Raw genomic sequence first — 16,221 nt, 5'->3', positions numbered from 1 at the left:
ATTCGAGCGCACGCCGTGTGTCGCCGAAAAAACAGACGCCCGTCGCGCGATGGCCTGTGCAGCAAGCGCGCTATCGACCACCGGACGCTTCCGGTTTCACACGCTCACGCGCGCGCGCCACGCAGCCGGCGCCATGACACACCTTCCGCATCAAGGAGATTCCGATGACCCGACGCACCTGCTTCGCATCTGCACTCGCGGCGGCGCTGCTCTGTGCCCTCACCCTGCCGGCGACGGCAGCGCCGCGCGATCCGGCCCCTGCCCCGCAATCCACCAGCGCGGGCGAAGCGGCGTCGACGCTCAAGGACGCCTACCGCGGCGCCTTCCTGCTCGGCACCGCGGTCAACGACGACATTGTCGCCGGCCGCGACCCGCGCAGCGAAGCGCTGGTGACCCGGCATTTCAATGCGTTGACCGCCGAGAACGTGATGAAGGCCGAAGTGCTGCATCCACAGCCCGGCGTCTGGGACTTCGGGCCGGCCGATGCATTCGTCGCCTATGGCGAGCGCCATGGCATGTACCTGATCGGCCACACCCTCGTGTGGCACAACCAGACGCCGGCGTGGTTTTTCGAAGCCGACCCCGGCACGCCTGCCGGGCCCGAGGTGATGACTGAGCGCCTGCGCGATTACATCGAAGTGGTCGCAGGCCGCTACGCCGGTCGCGTCGATGCCTGGGACGTGGTCAACGAAATCATCGGCGAAGACGGCGAATACCGCGACACCGTGTGGACGCGCGCCTTCGGCGGCGACGGTGATGCGGTGGTGCGCCTGGCGTTCGAGGCCGCCAGCCAGCATGCGCCCGACACCGCGCTGTACTACAACGACTTCAACGCCTGGCGGCCGGAGAAGCGTGGCGGCATCGTACGCATGGTGCGGATGCTGCAGGACGCCGGCATCCGCATCGACGGCATCGGCATGCAGGGCCACTGGGGCCTGAACTATCCGTCGCTCGACGACATCGAAGCCTCGATCGATGCGTATGCCGCGCTCGGGGTCAAGGTGATGATCACCGAGCTGGACGTCGACGTGCTGCCGCTGACCCGCGAAGGCCAGATCATCGGCACCGGCATGCTGCACCCGCAGTTCCAGCTGCCCGAGTTCAAGCGCTATCTCGATCCCTACCGCGACGGGCTGCCGGCCGACGTGCAGCAGCAGTTGGCCGATCGCTACGCCGAGCTGTTCCGCCTGTTCCACCGCAAGCGCGACGTCATCGACCGCGTCAGCGTCTGGGGCGTCGAGGACGGCATGTCGTGGAAGAACGACTATCCGATTCCGAACCGAACCAACTACACCCTGCTGTTCGATCGCGAGCGCCAGCCGAAGCCGGCTCTGGAGGCGGTGCTGGCGGTGCCGGGTGAGGCGGTGTCGCGCTGAAGCGGTCATGCGCGAACAGGAACCGCACCGCAAGGGAGCAGACCCGCGCGCGTCTTATGGCTCTTCGCTCGTTCGCGAGCATGCGCTGCGCCACTCGTATTGGCTGTTGCCGACGGCCCCCTGGCCAACCACGCCAAAGCAATGCCGTCATTCCCGCGAAGGCGGGAATCCAGGGACGTTGCTGGTCGCAGGCTCGAAGTCCATGGATTCCCGCCTTCGCGGGAATGACGGAACAAGTATCTAGCAGCGGCTAGCGCCATGGCGCCGGTGACTCGCTACCACTCGACGCGATCCGCAGACGCATACGCACACACAGGACTCTCGCGCATCAGGCCGCGGCGAGCGCCCTTGCCACGTCGGCCGGCGTCGCATCCCCGAGTACGGCATAGGCACGCACGAGCGCATCGACGATCCGCGCGTCATCGACCACCGCGTCGAACACTGGGTCCAACGCCAGGATCGCGGCCACGTCCTGGCGCATGTCGCCGATCATCGTGGCGCCGACCGAAGCCAGCCTGTCCGCCATCGGATCGTCCAGCGCCACCCCGGCCTGCGCCTGGCGCCGGACGAAGTGCATCCATGCGGCGACCGGCAGGCACAGCCTGTCGATGGATCGACCCGCTGCGAGCGCATCGCTGATCGTGCCGAGCAGGCGCACGGGAATCTTCTGCGAGCCATCCCAGGCGATCTGGCCCAGCCGATGGCGGATCGCGGGATTGCGGAACCGGACGAGGATCGCGTCGATGTAGGCCTGGGCGTCGAAGCCGTTCATCGCCTCGAGCGTCGGTGCGATGTCCTCGCGCATCAGGCGCTCCACGAATGCGGACAACGCCGGATGCTGCATCGCGTCGCTGACGGTCTCCAGTTCCAACAACCGGCCGAGATAGGCCAGCGCACTGTGTGGCCCGTTGAGCAGGCGCAGCTTGGCGCGGTCCCAGCCGGCGATATCGCTGCTGAGGATCACGCCAACGCGCTCGAGTGGCGGACGGTCGTTGCAGAACGCATCCTCCACCACCCACTGCGTGTACGGCTCGCGCTGCACAGGCCAGGCGTCGTGCAGGCCGAGCGCGGCGTCGACATCAGCGCGCAGCGCGTCATCGGTGGCCGGGGTGATGCTGTCGACCATCGAGCGCGGGAACGTCGCGTGCGCGTCGATCCAGTCCGCCAGGCCGGCATCGAACTGGCGCGCGTACTGCAGCACCGCGCGCCGCAGGCGCCCACCGTTGTCGGCGAGGTTGTCGCAGCTCAGCACCGTGTACGCGGACAGGCCGTGCGCCCGGCGCGAGGCGAGCCCGGCGACGACGACGCCGATCGCGCTCGACGGCGTCGCCGGCGTTTCGAGATCACGGGCGATATCGGGATGCGCGAGCTCGACGCCGTCGGCCGACAGGCAATAGCCCTTCTCGGTCACCGTCAGCATCACCAGGCGCACATCCGGGTGCGCAAGTCGCGCGAGCACGGCATCGCGTTCGTCGGCCGCGCACAGCACCTCGCGCAGCGCGCCGATCACGCGCAGCGTCGGTCCGCCGTCGCGCAGTGCCAGCGTGTACAGGCCATCCTGCGGGCGCAGCGCGTCGCGCACGTCGGGACTGCGCAGTGACACGCCACAGATCGCCCAGTGCGGGTCCTCGGCCAGCAGATCGTCGATATAGACCGCCTGGTGCGCGCGATGGAACGCACCGACACCCAGATGGACGATGCCGATACGTGTGTCGGCGCGATCGAAGGCCGGCCGCACTACTGTCGGCGGCAGCGTGGCGAGCGTGTCGTCCGACAGACGCGGCAGCGTCATCGCTCGTCGCGCGCGTAGGGGCCCAAGGTCACGCCGACGAAGCCGCCCGCATCGTCGGTGCTCAGCATCGTCGCGTCGGCGCCCTCCAGCAGCGGCTGCCAGTCGCCGTCGTCGGCCGCGAACGCGAACGCGATCTCGCCCTCGTCGCCCGCGATGCGCAGGCGCAGCGCGTCGGCCGTAGGTACCGTACGCGTGGCGAGCACTTCGACAGGCGCGCCCTGCCCCTTGGCACGCTCGACGAACAGTTGCAGCGCGTCGTCGGCATCGCGGCGTGCACCGACGACGTACCAGTGGTTGCCGCTCTGGAACGCCGCGAGGCCCGCGGCGACGCCTTGCACCGGCGGTGCGAGCGCGGTGCTGGCCTCGAACACCAGGTGCTGCTGGCGGCGGCCGATGAAGGATGGATTGCCCAGCGTGTCGAGGCCCTCACTCAGCGGATGGATCGCCAACCGGCCGGGGTGCGAGGCCAGATCCGCCCAGTCGCGCTTGGGCACGCGCACGTACATCCACTCGCGCCCGAGCTCGGGGGTATCGAACTCGTCGCGCCGGGTGAAGTTGCCCGACATCGGTGCCTGGTCGGCGTTGCGCGTCATCCATGACGGTGCCGGCAGCGTGTACGGAATCGTCTCGCCCAGCGGCAGGATCGTCGGCCAGCCGTCGTTCCAGGTCACCGGCAGCAGGAAGGTCTCGCGGCCGGTGTTGTACTGGCGCACGTCGTAGTTGCGGCTGGCCAGGAACACCGCCCACCAGCTGCCGTCCGGGCCTTCGACCATGTCGACGTGGCCGGCATTGGTGATCGGCAGGTCGCGGTCGGGCGGCAGGTCGCGCTGGGTCAGGATCGGATTGTGTTCGTAGGGGATGTACGGCCCCCAGACATCGCGGCTGCGCAGCACCACCTGCGAATGCTGCGGGCCGGTGCCGCCCTCCGCGTTCGACAGCACGTACCAGCCGTCGACCTTGTAGATGTGCGGGCCCTCGATCCAGATCGGGTTGTCTTCCGGCTTCACACCGCCGTCGATCAGCACCTTGCGCGGACCGAAGGGCTCGAGCGTGTCGATGTCGATCGCCTGCAGCCAGATCGCGCGGTGGCCGTCGTAGCGCACCGGCACCTCGGGCTCGTCGTTGTTGAGGATGTAGGCGCGACCGTCGTCGTCGAAGAACAGCGAGGGATCGATGCCGCCGATGCCGGGCAGCCACGCCGGGTCCGACCACGGCCCGGCAGGATCGGTCGCGGTGACGATGAAGTTGCCGCCGGCGTCGACCGAGGTATTGACCACGTAGAACGTGCCGTCGCGGTATTCGATGGTCGGCGCGAACACGCCGCGCGACAGGCCGAGGCCGTCGAAATCCAGCTGCCCCGGGCGATGGATGGCGCTGCCGACCTGGTTCCAGTGCACCAGGTCCTCGCTCTCGAACACCGGGATGCCCGGGAAGTAGGTGAACGTGGAATGCACCATGTAGAACTTGCCGCGCGCGGCGACGATGCTCGGGTCGGAATGGAAGCCGGCAAGGATCGGGTTGCGGAAGTGTCCGTCGGGCAGCGGCAGCTCGAAGGCGCGGTCGCGGCCGGTGTATTCGAACCAGTCGAACAGCACGGGTGCGGCAGTGGCGTGCGCTTCGACGGCGGCGGTGGACGCGGTCGTCTGCGCGAACGCATTGCCGCCCGCCATCGCCGACAGTGCCGCGAGCGCAGTCGCCAGGAGCGCGTTCGCGCGCGCGCGTGGTGCGTGTGGCGTTCGACAGTCGGGCGTGCGGTGAGACCCGACGCGTTCGTTGCAGACACTCTCCGCGGAGTCATCGAACCCCACACCACCGGCCCACACCGCCCAGGCCGTACCCGTCGTCGATCGCTTCATTCCGGTCTCCTCCATGTCGCTACCAGTCCCACATCGCGCCGTCTTCGAGACGGGCGATCGGCAGCTGCTTCGGGTTGTAGGGATATTTCGCCGCCAGTGTCTCGTCGATCGACACGCCATGGCCCGGCGTGTCGCCGACATGCAACCGGCCCTCGCGGAACACGTAATCGTGCGGAAACACCGCGTTGGCCTCGTCGCTGTGGAACATGTATTCCTGGATGCCGAAGTTCGGCACCCAGGTGTCGAAATGCAGCGCCGCTCCCATCGTCACCGGCGACAGGTCGGTCGCGCCGTGGAAGCCGGTGCGCACCTGGTGCAGGCCGGCGAAATCCGCGAGCCGGCGGATGTGGGTGATGCCGCCGCCGTGCACGATGGTGGTGCGGATGTAGTCGATCAGCTGATTCTCGATCAGATGCTTGCAGTCCCAGATCGAGTTGAACACCTCGCCCACCGCCAGCGGCGTCACCGTGTGCTGGCGGATGATCTCGAACGAGCGCTGGTTCTCCGCCGGTGTCGCGTCCTCCATCCAGAACAGCCGGTAGGGCTCGAGCTCGCGGCCGAGCCGCGCGGCTTCGATCGGGGTGAGCCGGTGGTGCACGTCGTGCAGCAGTTCGACGGTGGTGCCGTGGTCGGCGCGCACGCGCTCGAACAGTGCCGGCACCGTTTCCAGATACCGCGGCGTGTTCCATTCGGTCTCGGCTGGCAGTTCGCTTTCGGCCGGCTCGTAGGGCTTGCCGCCGGACGAGATGCCGTAGGCCTTCTTGACCCCGGGCACGCCGCATTGCGCGCGCACCGCGAGGAAGCCCTTGTCGATGTAGGCGCCCACGGCGTCGCTGGCCTCGGCGATATCGCGGCCGTTGGCGTGCGCGTAGACCAGCGCACCCTCGCGCGAGCGGCCACCGAGCAGCTGGTACAGCGGCAGGCCGGCCATCTTGCCGAGGATGTCCCACAGCGCGACGTCGACCGCGGCGATCGCGGTCATCGTCACCGGTCCGCGCCGCCAGTACGCGCCGCGGTAGAGAAACTGCCACAGGTCTTCGATACGACCGGCATCGCGCCCGATTAGGTTCGGCACCACGTGGTCCTGCAGATACGAGGCGACGGCGAGCTCGCGGCCATTGAGCGTGGCGTCGCCGAGCCCGGTCACGCCCGAGCGGGTGACGATCTTCAGCGTGACGAAGTTGCGGCCGGGACAGGTGACGATGACCCGCGCTTCGACGATCTCGCGATCGCGGTTCGAGCTGTAGGAGCTTGGGTCGTGGGGACTGGAGGTCGACATCGTGGCTCCCGGAACAGTCATTCGGATGGTGTGGGTCGGGTCTTGCAGTGCCGCGCGCGGGGGCGGCGCGACGCAGTGATTCCGGTCAGCGGATTTCGATGTCGAACGGACCGGCGGGCTGATCCGCGGCATCGAACAGATTCACCAGCGGCGCGTCGGCCCAGGCGTAACGCACGCGCGTCGGCATCGGCCCCGCGTCGGCGCGCAGGCGCACGCGATCGCCTTCGACGCGAGCCTCGACGAAGCGGCAACTGTCGACCCCCGCGCCGCACAGCTCGAAGCCCACCGGCCCGGCGGCGCCGTGCACGAACAGCCCGCCTTCGACATCGGCGAACGTCACCACCACGTCGCCGCCCTCGCGACGCGCCTGCTGCGGCACCGGACCGGACGGCGCGATCCGCTCGCCGTAGACCGCCTGCCGCGCGGCGCGCGCGAGCCGCTTGCCGAGCACCTGCTTGTTCGCCGGATGGATGTCGTAGCGGTCGCCGATGTCGATCGTCACCGCCAGCGCAGTGTGCGGATCGGTGGCCACCGCACGCTGCGCGTCGCGCAGCGCGGCCCAGTCGCTCTCGCCGGGTGCGTCGGCGGGGGCACCGTAGTTCGCGAGCTGGACCACGAGAAACGGCAGGTCGGGAGCGTCGAAGCGGGCGCGCCAGTCGTCGCGCAGGCCGCGCAGCAGGCCGGCGTAGGCATCGGCCTCGAAGGTGTTGGATTCGCCCTGGTACCAGAGCATGCCGCGCAGGCGCATGCCCGACAGCGGCGCGATCATGCCGTTGTACAGCGTCGACAGCCCGGCCGCGGACTGCCACGGCGCGCGCGGCGGCGAGCCGACCGCGTTCGGCACCACGCGATAGCGCCAGCCGCCATCGAGCGGCACCGTGCTGCCGTCGGCGAGCTTCAACGCATGCGCGGACGCCGGCCCGGCCAGCCCGCCCTCGCGGTAGGTGTCGAGCACGTTGACGACGATGGGGTTGTCGCCGGCGCGCAGCAGGCCGTCAGGCAGTGCGTAGGTGCGCGGCGTGCCGGCGCCGTAGGTGCTGCCGACGGCCTGGCCGTTGACCCAGGTGGTGTCCATCTCGTCGGCCGGCCCGAGCACGAGGGTCGCCGGCTGCGCGGCCTGTACCTGGGTCAGCGTCACGGCCGTCCGGTACCAGAGCATGCCGTCGAACGCGGCGAGTTCCGGCACGCCCCAGCGTTCCCAGGCGCCGAGATCGCGCGGTGCATCGCGCCAGTCCGCGCCGTTTGCGTCGCCCTCCCAGGGCCGGTCATCAGCGGCGATGCCCGGGCGCTGTCGCCACCAGCCGGTCCACACCTGCCCCCAGCGCGCGACGGCGGCGTCGGGCGCGTCGGCATACAGCGCCAGCACGTCGAGTTCGGCGTCGAGCCCGCCGCCGGCGCGCAGCGCGTCGGCACTGGTCCAGGCCTGGATGCGCGAGCCGCCCCAGGCCGCGTTGACCAGGCCCATCGGCACGTCGACGGTCTTCTGCAACTCGCGCGCGAAGTAGTAACAGGCCGCGGAGAAATCCCGGATCGAATCGGGGGTCACGGTATGCCAGCGCGTCTCGGCGCTGAAGCGCGTCTGTGGCACCGGGTGGCCGGCCTGCGGCACGGTCAGCAGGCGGATCGTGTCGCTGTCCGCGCCGGCAATCTCCGCGCGTGCGTCCAGCGAACGCCAGACCTGCAGCTCCATGTTCGATTGCCCGGAGCACAGCCAGACATCGCCGACAAGCACATCGGCGACCGTGCGCGACACGTCGCCGGCGCGTGCGGTCAGCATGTGCGGCCCGCCGGCAGGGAGCGCCGGCAGTTCAACGGACCATTGCCCCGCGGCGTCCGCGCGTGCACTGCGACGATGGCGCGCCAGTCCGACCTGCACGGTCGCACCGGGCGCCGCCTCGCCCCAGATGCGGATCGGCTGGTCGCGCTGGAGTACGGCGTGATCCTGGAACAGCGGATGCAGCAGCGCCGCTTCGGCGTCGTCGGCCATCACCGGCGCGACCGCTGCGAGGCCGAGCAGCAGCGTCGCCAGTCCGATGCGTGCATGGGCACCGGCCGGTCGACGCGGGGCACCGGCAGACGCGCGATTCATTGCGTGTCCCCCGGCGCATGCGGAAACTCCAGCGCCTTGTAGTACTCGAGCGGATGCGGCGGCGGCGCCACGCCCGCGGGCAGCGGCCGGCCGGAGATCGACTGGAAATACGCGACGCTGGCATCGCGCCACCATTGCGCTTCGTCCTGCTGGATCGCGAGGAACGCCGCGACCTGCGCATGCCGCTCGGGATCGATGCGACCGTCGAGCCCGGCCCATGTCACGCGCATGTCGCGCACCGTGCTCACGCCGCGGTCGTAGCGCAGCACCAGCTCATCCCACAGCGGGCGCCCGTTGCGCATCGGCTGGTCCCAGGGCACGTGGTGGAACCACAACAGGAATTCCTCCGGCGTGCGGGCGACGTCGTCGAAGACCTCGGCCACGGGCGGCGCGTACTGCGACACCGCATCGCTGCCGCGACGCGTGCGGTCGAAGCCGATGCCGTTCGCATCCGCGCGGTGGAAATACACCGAGGTCCAGTCCGCGCGCGGACCGCCTTCGACCCACGGCCCGGGCCCGTAGTGGTGGCCGCGGCCCATCACGTGGTGCAGGCCAAGCGCGCCGGTGTAATCCACCACCGCTTCGCGCGAGGCCATCATCATGCCGACCACCGGCTCGACGACGGCCGGATCGTTGGAGAACGTCATCCGCGTCCATTCGGCCGCGATATCGCGCGACGACAGCGCCGGATTCCACGCCAGGCGCCCGAACGCGTACCAGTTGGCCTGGTCGAAGTGCGAGCCGCTCCAGTTGCGGTCGCTGCCGATGTTGGCGACGCCGGCGATGCCGGTCAGCGCATGCCCGTCGAGCGAGCCGTCGATCACGCGCGCGACGGTCGAACCCGGCCCCTGCACCTGGGTGTCGGCATCCAGCACGTCCTCGTACAGCGGGCCCTTGTAGGCCAGGTGCGTCGAGAAGCCGAGATATTCCTTGGTGATCTGGAATTCCATCATCAGCGGCGTCTTCGGCATTGCGCCGAACAGCGGATGGAAGGGTTCGCGCGGCTGGAAGTCGATCGCGCCGTTCTTGACCTGCACCAGTACGTTGTCGCGGAACGTGCCGTCGAGCGGCACGAACTCGTTGTAGGCCTGCTTCGCGCGGTCCACGGGCTCTTCGTCGGAATAGACGAACGCGCGCCACATCACGATGCCGCCGTGCGGCGCGACCGCATCGGCCAGCATGTTGGCGCCATCGGCGTGGCTGCGCCCGTAGTCCTGCGGGCCCGGCTGGCCTTCCGAATTGGCCTTGACCAGGAAGCCGCCGAAATCGGGAATCAGCGCGTAGACCTCGTCGGCCTTCGTCTTCCACCAGCGCTGCACGCCGGCATCGAGCGGATCGGCCGTCGCGAGGCCGCCGATCTCCATCGGCGCGCTGAAACGCGCGCTCAGATAGACCTTCATGCCGTAGGGCCGCAGCACGCCGGCGATCGCCGCCACCTTGTCGAGGTACATCGGCGTCAGCACCTCGGCATTGGCGTTGACGTTGTTGAGCACGGTGCCGTTGATGCCGATCGACGCGTTGGCACGCGCGTAGTCGGTGTAGCGCGGGTCGAGCCAGCCCGGCAGGCGGTGCCAGTCCCAGATCGACTGGCCGGCGTAGCCGCGCTCGACGTAACGGTCGAGGTTGTCCCAGTGATTGAGTACGCGCACGTCCAGCCGCGGCGCTTCACGGATGTCGAGGCCGTCGAGCGACTGTCCGGCCTGCAGCAGACGCAGCAGATGGAAGCTTCCGTACAGAGCGCCGACATCGGTGTTGGCGGTGACGACGGTCGTCGCATGACCGCCGACGACGGCACTGCGGATGCGGTAGCCCTCATCGCCAAGCCCGTCGAGATCGAACCCCAGACGCGCGATCTGCGGCGACGAAGCCGGCGTGCCGACCAGCAGCGCGCCGGCGCGCGTGACCGTCTTCGCGCCGACCGGCGCGGTCCCCGACAGGGCCTCGAGCCCACGCTGCAGCTCACGGTGTGTCGCCGCCTGTACTGGCGAATCGGCCACGGCCACCAGTTGCGTGATGCCGGGTGACGCCGTCGCGGATGCGCCGCCGGGCGCCGCGTAACGCAGCCACAGGTCGTAGCCGTCCTCGGCCTGCAGCGCCGGCGCGCCGGCCAGCAGCGTGATCCCGCACAGCAACGACAGCGCGAACCGGACGGCGCGCGGTCTGCGCGTCTCGCCCGCTGAATGGGTTAGCGGTAACATCATCGGCATATGGATTCCCTCCCCGGAACCGGCTTTCATGCACATGGGCCCGCCACGTGCGACGGGCATGGCCCATCGCCTGGCGAGTGAAGGAACGAACGTTGGAGAAGACGAAGAAATCGGTCCGCCGCAAGACCCGCGGTGTCACCATCGCCGAAGTGGCGACGCTGGCCGGCGTGTCGCCGATGACCATCTCGCGCGTGATCAACGGCCAGGGCAAGGTGCGCGAGAGCACACGTGAGCGCGTGATGCGTGCGGTGCGCGAGCTCAACTACACGCCCAACCTCGCCGCCAGTTCGCTGGCCGCGGCCCAGCACACGCGGATCGCGCTGGTCTACACCAATCCCAGCGGCGCCTATCTGCGCGAGCTGCTGCTCGGTCTGTTGCGCGTGGCCTCGGGTACCGCGATCCAGCTGGTCATCGATTACTGGGACGAGCTCGACGCCGATGCCGAGCGCAAGTCGGCGCGCGCGCTCGCCAAGCGCGTCGACGGCGTGATCCTGCCGCCGCCGCTGTGCGAATCCAAGGCCGCGGTGACCGAATTCGTACGCGCCGGCGTGCCGGTGGTCGCCATCGCGTCGGGCCGGTTCAGCGACGACATCTCCTGCGTCCGCGTCGACGAGTTCCGCGCCGCCAAGGAGATCACCGGGCATCTGATCGAACACGGCCACACCCGCATCGCCTGCATCAAGGGCGGCACCTACCTCAGCGCCACCGCGCGGCGTTTCGAGGGGTTCAAGGCGGCGCTCGACGAGGCCGGCATCCCGCTCGACACGAGCCTCGTCCAGCAGGGCGACTACACCTACCGCTCCGGGCTCGCCGCGACCGAAACATTGCTGGCACTGCGCAAGCCGCCGACCGCGATCTTCGCCAGCAACGACGACATGGCCGCCGCGGCGATCTCGGTCGCCCACCGGCGCGGCCTCGATGTACCGCGCGACCTGTCGGTCGTCGGATTCGACGACAGCTCGGCCGCGACCACGGTCTGGCCCGAACTGACCACGATCAACCAGCCGATCGAGGCGATGACCAACACCGCGATCGAAGTGCTGGTGCGCGGCATCCGTCGCAATGACGCCAGTACGCGTGTGCTCGCCGATCACGTGATCGCCCACCGGCTGATCGTGCGCGATTCGGTCGCGCGCCCGCCCCGCTCGAAGTGAGCGCCGCGGCGCGCGGATCCGGGCCGCCACGCGCGCGGACGTCGGTCCGGTATGCGTGCGGGCGGCACGTGGCGTCATGCGTCCGCGGCCTCAGCGCAACAGGTACTGGTTGAGCAGATTCTCGTAGGCTTCCTGGCGACCGCTGCGCTGCTGCGGCTCGCCGGCCTTCGAGGCAATGCCGTGCAGGTCGGCCAGCGACAGCTTGCCCGTCTCGAACGCCTGGCCGTCGCCCGCGTCGAAGCTCGCGTAACGCTCCTTGCGCCACTGCTCCCACGGGGACGTCTCGAGCAGCGCGTGCGCGACTTCCAGACCACGCGCGAATGCGTCCATGCCGCCGATGTGCGCGATGAACAGGTCTTCCATGTCGGTGGATTCGCGGCGCGGCTTGGCGTCGAAATTCAGGCCGCCTTCCAGGCCACCCTGGCGCAGCACGACCAGCATCGCGCCGACGGTGTCGTAGAGATCGGTCGGGAACTGGTCGGTGTCCCAGCCGTTCTGGGCATTGCCGCGGTTGGCGTCGATGCTGCCGAGCAGGCCGTGATCGCTGGCCACCTGCAGGTCGTGTTCGAAGGTGTGGCCCGACAGCGTGGCGTGGTTGGCCTCGATGTTGAGCTTGAAGTCCTTCTCCAGCCCGTGCTCCTTGAGGAAGCCGGCAACGGTGGCGCTGTCGAAATCGTACTGGTGCTTCATCGGCTCCATCGGCTTGGGCTCGATGAGGAAATTGCCCTTGAGCCCGACGCTGCGGCCGTAGTCGCGCGCCATCGTCAGGAAGCGTGCGAAGTGCGACAGCTCGCGCTTCATGTCGGTGTTGTGCAGGCTGGCGTAGCCCTCGCGGCCGCCCCAGAACACGTAGTGCTCGCCGCCCAGTTCGACGGTCGCGTCGAGCGCCGCCTTGACCTGCACCGCCGCGCGCGCGACCACCGCGAAGTCGGGATTGGTCGAAGCACCGTTCATGTAGCGCGGATGCGAGAACAGGTTCGCTGTGCCCCACAGCAGCTGCATGCCGGTCGCCTGCTGGCGTTCCTTGGCCAGCGCGACCATGTGCTTGAGGTTCTTCTCGTAGGTGCCGATGTCGTCGGCGTCCGGCGACAGATCGATGTCGTGGAAACACCAGTACGGCACGCCGAGCTTGGTGAAGAACTCGAACGCGGCGTCGAGCTTGGCTTCGGCCGCGGCCAGCGGCGCGCCGCCGTCCCACGGAAAGCGCCGCGTGCCCGGGCCGAACGGGTCCTGGCCCGAATTGCAGAACGTGTGCCAGTAGCACACCGCGAAGCGCAGGTGCTCGGCCATCGTCTTGCCGCCGATCCGGCGATCGGCCTCGTAGATCTTGAAGGCGAGCGGATTGTCGGACTCGCGGCCCTCGAACGGGATGGTGCCGATGCCGCCGAAGTATTCGCGGCCGCCGATGAAATGCTGTGCGCTCATGTGGGGTTCTCGTGGAGTGCGTGGAAAGTGGTGAGTTCAGCGTGGGCGCGCGCGGAACGCGTCCGCGCCCGACCGGTCATGACGATGGCGACGGCGCGGCGTAGATCGGACGGACCGCGTCCAGGTGCCGCAGGAAACGCTGGTAGGCCGGCTGGTAGGCGCGCACGCGCTCCGGGTCCGGCGTGCATGCGAGCGAGGGATCGACCGCGACATGCGCGGCGGCGACATCGGCCAGCGTGCTCGCATCGCCCTGCGCACGCTGCAGCGACCACAAGGCCTGCAACGCGGCACCGAAGGCCGCACTCTCGACCTGCGCGGGCACATCGACCGGGCAATCGAAGACGTCGGCCACCATCTGCCGCCAGGCTGCGCTGTTCGCGCCGCCACCGGTCAGCGCGATGCGGTCGAATCGCATGCCGGCACCGACGAAGGCGTCGTAGCCGTAGCGCAGGCTGTAGGTCGCGCCCTCCATCGCCGCGCGGTACACGTGCGCTTCGCGCATGTTGTGCGCGCCGAGTCCGGCCAGCACGCCCTTGCCCAGCGGCAGGTCGGGCGTGCGCTCGCCGTTGAGGAACGGCAGGAAGGTCAGGCCGTCGGCGCCGGGCGGCGTTGCCGCGATGCGCGCATCGCCGTCGCGTGTGCTGAAGCCGAACATCTTCGCGACCTGCTCGGTCGCCACGGTGCAGTTCATCGTGCAGATCAATGGCAGCCAGCCGCCGCTCGACGAACAGAATGCGGCCCAGGCGCCGCCGGCATCGACGATCGGCCGGTCGGCGTAGGCGAACAGCGTGCCCGAGGTGCCGAGGCTCATCGTGAGCCGGCCTTCGGTGACGCAGCCGGTGCCGATCGCGGCCATCATGTTGTCGCCGCCGCCAGCCGCAATGCGTGTGCCGGGCGACAGGCCGAGTTCGCTCGCGATCGCCGCCGACACCGGAAACAGTGCGTCGGGCTCGACCAGCGGCGGCAGGCATTCGGCCAGGTCGCGCGCAGCGTCGGTGGCATCCAGCATCGTCTTCGACCACGTGCGGGTGCGCACGTCGAGCCAGCCGGTACCGGAGGCGTCGCCGTGCTCGCAGTAGCGCTCGCCGGTCAGCACGAAATTCAGATAATCGTGCGGCAGCAGAATCGTCGCGAGCTGCGCGTAGACCTCGGGCCGGTGCCGGCGCGTCCACGGCAGCTTGGAGGCGGTGTAGCCGGCGAGAATCGGATTGCCGGCTGTCTCGATGCAGCGCGCGGCGCCGCCGACCGCGTCCATGATCTCGCCGCATTCGGCGCTGGTGCTGGTGTCGCACCACAGCTTGGCCGGGCCCAGGACCTCGCCCGCCGCATCGACCGGCACGAAGCCGTGCTGCTGGCCCGACACGCCCAGCGCCGCGATGCGATGGCGGATGCCGACATCGACCGCGTTGAAGCAGTCGCGCATCGCATCGACCCACGCGGCCGGCTGCTGCTCGCGGCTGCCGTCCTCACCGCTGATCAGATCGAGCGGTGCGCTGGCACTGGCGATCACCCGGCGCGCATCGGCGTCGTAGACCACCAGCTTGACGCTCTGGGTGCCCGCATCGAGCCCGGCGACGACAGTCACGGCACCACCGCCCGGCCGATAAAGTTAGCGCTAACATTCACCGGGATAAAAAAAAGGACACGCATTGGAACGGCTGGCGACATGGGTGCGGAAGGTGGAAATCGACGATGGCTGCACTCTAGCAGCAGTTCGAAAAATGGCTTGCTGCGCTGCGGAAAGAACGATGCGTCCAGCGCACTGCGACGCCGAGCATCGTCGATGCGATGCGGCGCGTGATCCGTGCGGACGCCCTCTCTGCCCGGTCCAGCCGAAACGGCGACGAAGCGCCGCAGCAATCGCATCATTGCCTGGACATTCCCGCGGATAGCTCGGCCGTCGCCGTCCCTGGGCAAGCGCGTGCCGGCCGTGTCCTCGTGATTGCGTGCAAAGGGCTTCGACACGCACCGTCCCGGCCGCGCGCGCCACGACACGGCCGGCTCAGCCGCGCAGCGTCGCGCCACCGTCGACGTAGAGATCGCTCATCGCGATATGCCCGGCCTGGTCCGACAGCAGAAACAGCACCGCATTCGCGATGTCGTCGGGCTCGGCCAGCTTGCCCAGCGGAATGCCACTCTTGTAAGTCTCCAGCGTGCCGGCGATGGTGCGCGCCTCGCCGCCGGCGTCGGTCCACATGCCGGTCTGCATCGGCGTGCGGGTCGAACCCGGCGCGACGATATTGCAGCGGATACCCAGTGGCGCGAGCTCGAGGCCGAGACAGCGCACGAACATCGTAGTCGCGGCCTTCGATGCGGCGTAGGCCGCCATGTTCTGGCGCGGGATGCCGGCGGCGTTGGAACTGACCGTCACCATCGCGCCGCGACGACGCGGCGCCATCACGCGGGCCACGGCTTGGGAGACGTGGAACACGCCGTCGGTATTGACCGCGAAGGTGCGGCGCCATTCGTCCGCGGTGAGGTCGAGGACAGACGCGGTCGACAGCACGCCGGCCACATTGACGGCGAGATCGATGGGCCCGAGCTCGGTTTCCACGCTCCGGACGAGGGCGTCGACGGTCGCGGCGTCGGTGACGTCCAAGGCAAGGGCCCGGATGCGGGCAGGACCGTGGTCGAGACGTTCCGTTGACGCAACCGGACCTGAGGCGTCGAACGTCGACGGCGCAATCCGATCCGTCGCCACCACGGTCGCGCCGCTCTCGGCCAGCAGACGCACCACCGCGGCACCGATGCCACCGGCCGCGCCGGTGACGAGGGCGATCTTTCCGTCGAAGCCTGTGAGTTGCATGCGGATGTCTCGATCAGTGATGGCGATGGGAGTGGATGCCCGCGTCCGTCTTCACGATGCAGGCGGACCACAATTGTAGGAGCGCGCTCGCGCGCGATGGGGCGTTACAAGGAACGCATCATCGCGCGTGAGCGGCCTCCTACATGGTGTCGAACGCCACCAGCCGCGCATCGAGCAGCGGCGCGATGCGCGGCATCGCGGCCGGCCAGTTCGTCGAAGCCTCTGAGTTGCATGCAG

General features: G+C 69.1%; 11 protein-coding genes. 2 read left to right on the top strand and 9 right to left on the bottom strand.

The features are described 5' to 3' along the window. Positions 1–164: 164 nt before the first annotated feature. On the top strand, positions 165–1,376 hold the full coding sequence (locus ACF3M1_RS05125; protein ID WP_394004516.1) for an endo-1,4-beta-xylanase: 1,212 nt from the start codon (positions 165–167) through the stop codon (positions 1,374–1,376). Positions 1,377–1,704: 328 nt separating this feature from the next. Here the strand turns inward: ACF3M1_RS05125 and ACF3M1_RS05120 are convergent, their stop codons facing one another. The 5 genes from ACF3M1_RS05120 to ACF3M1_RS05100 all read right to left on the bottom strand — a co-directional run bounded on the left by ACF3M1_RS05120 (position 1,705) and on the right by ACF3M1_RS05100 (position 10,590). Continuing rightward, the gene (locus ACF3M1_RS05120; RefSeq protein WP_394004514.1) at positions 1,705–3,168 is read right to left on the bottom strand and encodes a mannitol dehydrogenase family protein; all 1,464 of its coding nucleotides are present in this window, start codon (positions 3,166–3,168) and stop codon (positions 1,705–1,707) included. Then, positions 3,165–4,838 (bottom strand): glycoside hydrolase family 43 protein, encoded by a 1,674-nt coding sequence (locus tag ACF3M1_RS05115; protein WP_394005187.1) that lies wholly within the window; start codon positions 4,836–4,838, stop codon positions 3,165–3,167. Before ACF3M1_RS05115 ends, ACF3M1_RS05120 begins: the two co-directional genes overlap by 4 nt. Positions 4,839–5,043: 205 nt before the next feature. Then, positions 5,044–6,303, bottom strand: coding sequence for a D-mannonate dehydratase ManD (manD, locus tag ACF3M1_RS05110; protein WP_394004512.1), 1,260 nt, complete (start codon positions 6,301–6,303; stop codon positions 5,044–5,046). 85 nt (positions 6,304–6,388) lie between these two features. Continuing rightward, entirely contained in the window at positions 6,389–8,290 is a 1,902-nt protein-coding gene (locus ACF3M1_RS05105; RefSeq protein ID WP_394005186.1) for a sialate O-acetylesterase, read from the bottom strand. 98 nt (positions 8,291–8,388) lie between these two features. Beyond that, positions 8,389–10,590 (bottom strand): alpha-glucuronidase family glycosyl hydrolase, encoded by a 2,202-nt coding sequence (locus ACF3M1_RS05100; RefSeq protein WP_394005185.1) that lies wholly within the window; start codon positions 10,588–10,590, stop codon positions 8,389–8,391. A gap of 101 nt (positions 10,591–10,691) precedes the next feature. On the opposite strand from ACF3M1_RS05100, the gene ACF3M1_RS05095 reads away from it, so the two are divergent. After that, positions 10,692–11,753 carry a LacI family DNA-binding transcriptional regulator gene (locus ACF3M1_RS05095; protein WP_394004510.1) on the top strand — a complete coding sequence of 354 codons (1,062 nt, stop codon included), beginning with the start codon at positions 10,692–10,694 and terminating at the stop codon, positions 11,751–11,753. Between the two features lie 90 nt (positions 11,754–11,843). On the opposite strand, the gene xylA is transcribed toward ACF3M1_RS05095, so the two are convergent. From xylA to ACF3M1_RS05075, 4 genes are all read right to left on the bottom strand, one after another. Then, a complete protein-coding gene (xylA, locus tag ACF3M1_RS05090) occupies positions 11,844–13,178 on the bottom strand; it encodes a xylose isomerase (RefSeq protein WP_394004508.1) in 1,335 nt (444 codons plus the stop codon). 76 nt (positions 13,179–13,254) lie between these two features. After that, complete coding sequence (gene xylB / locus ACF3M1_RS05085) at positions 13,255–14,763, bottom strand: xylulokinase (RefSeq protein WP_394004506.1); 1,509 nt, start codon at positions 14,761–14,763, stop codon at positions 13,255–13,257. Next, on the bottom strand, positions 14,760–15,143 hold the full coding sequence (locus ACF3M1_RS05080) for a hypothetical protein (RefSeq protein WP_394004504.1): 384 nt from the start codon (positions 15,141–15,143) through the stop codon (positions 14,760–14,762). Before ACF3M1_RS05080 ends, xylB begins: the two co-directional genes overlap by 4 nt. A 37-nt stretch (positions 15,144–15,180) precedes the next feature. Further along, the gene (locus ACF3M1_RS05075) at positions 15,181–15,984 is read right to left on the bottom strand and encodes a 2,3-dihydro-2,3-dihydroxybenzoate dehydrogenase (RefSeq protein WP_394004502.1); all 804 of its coding nucleotides are present in this window, start codon (positions 15,982–15,984) and stop codon (positions 15,181–15,183) included. Between the last annotated feature and the right edge of the window lie 237 nt (positions 15,985–16,221).

Source organism: Luteimonas sp. WGS1318 (genome assembly GCF_043187535.1).
Taxonomy (GTDB): Bacteria; Pseudomonadota; Gammaproteobacteria; order Xanthomonadales; family Xanthomonadaceae; genus Luteimonas.
This window is presented reverse-complemented; position numbering and strand designations above follow the sequence as displayed.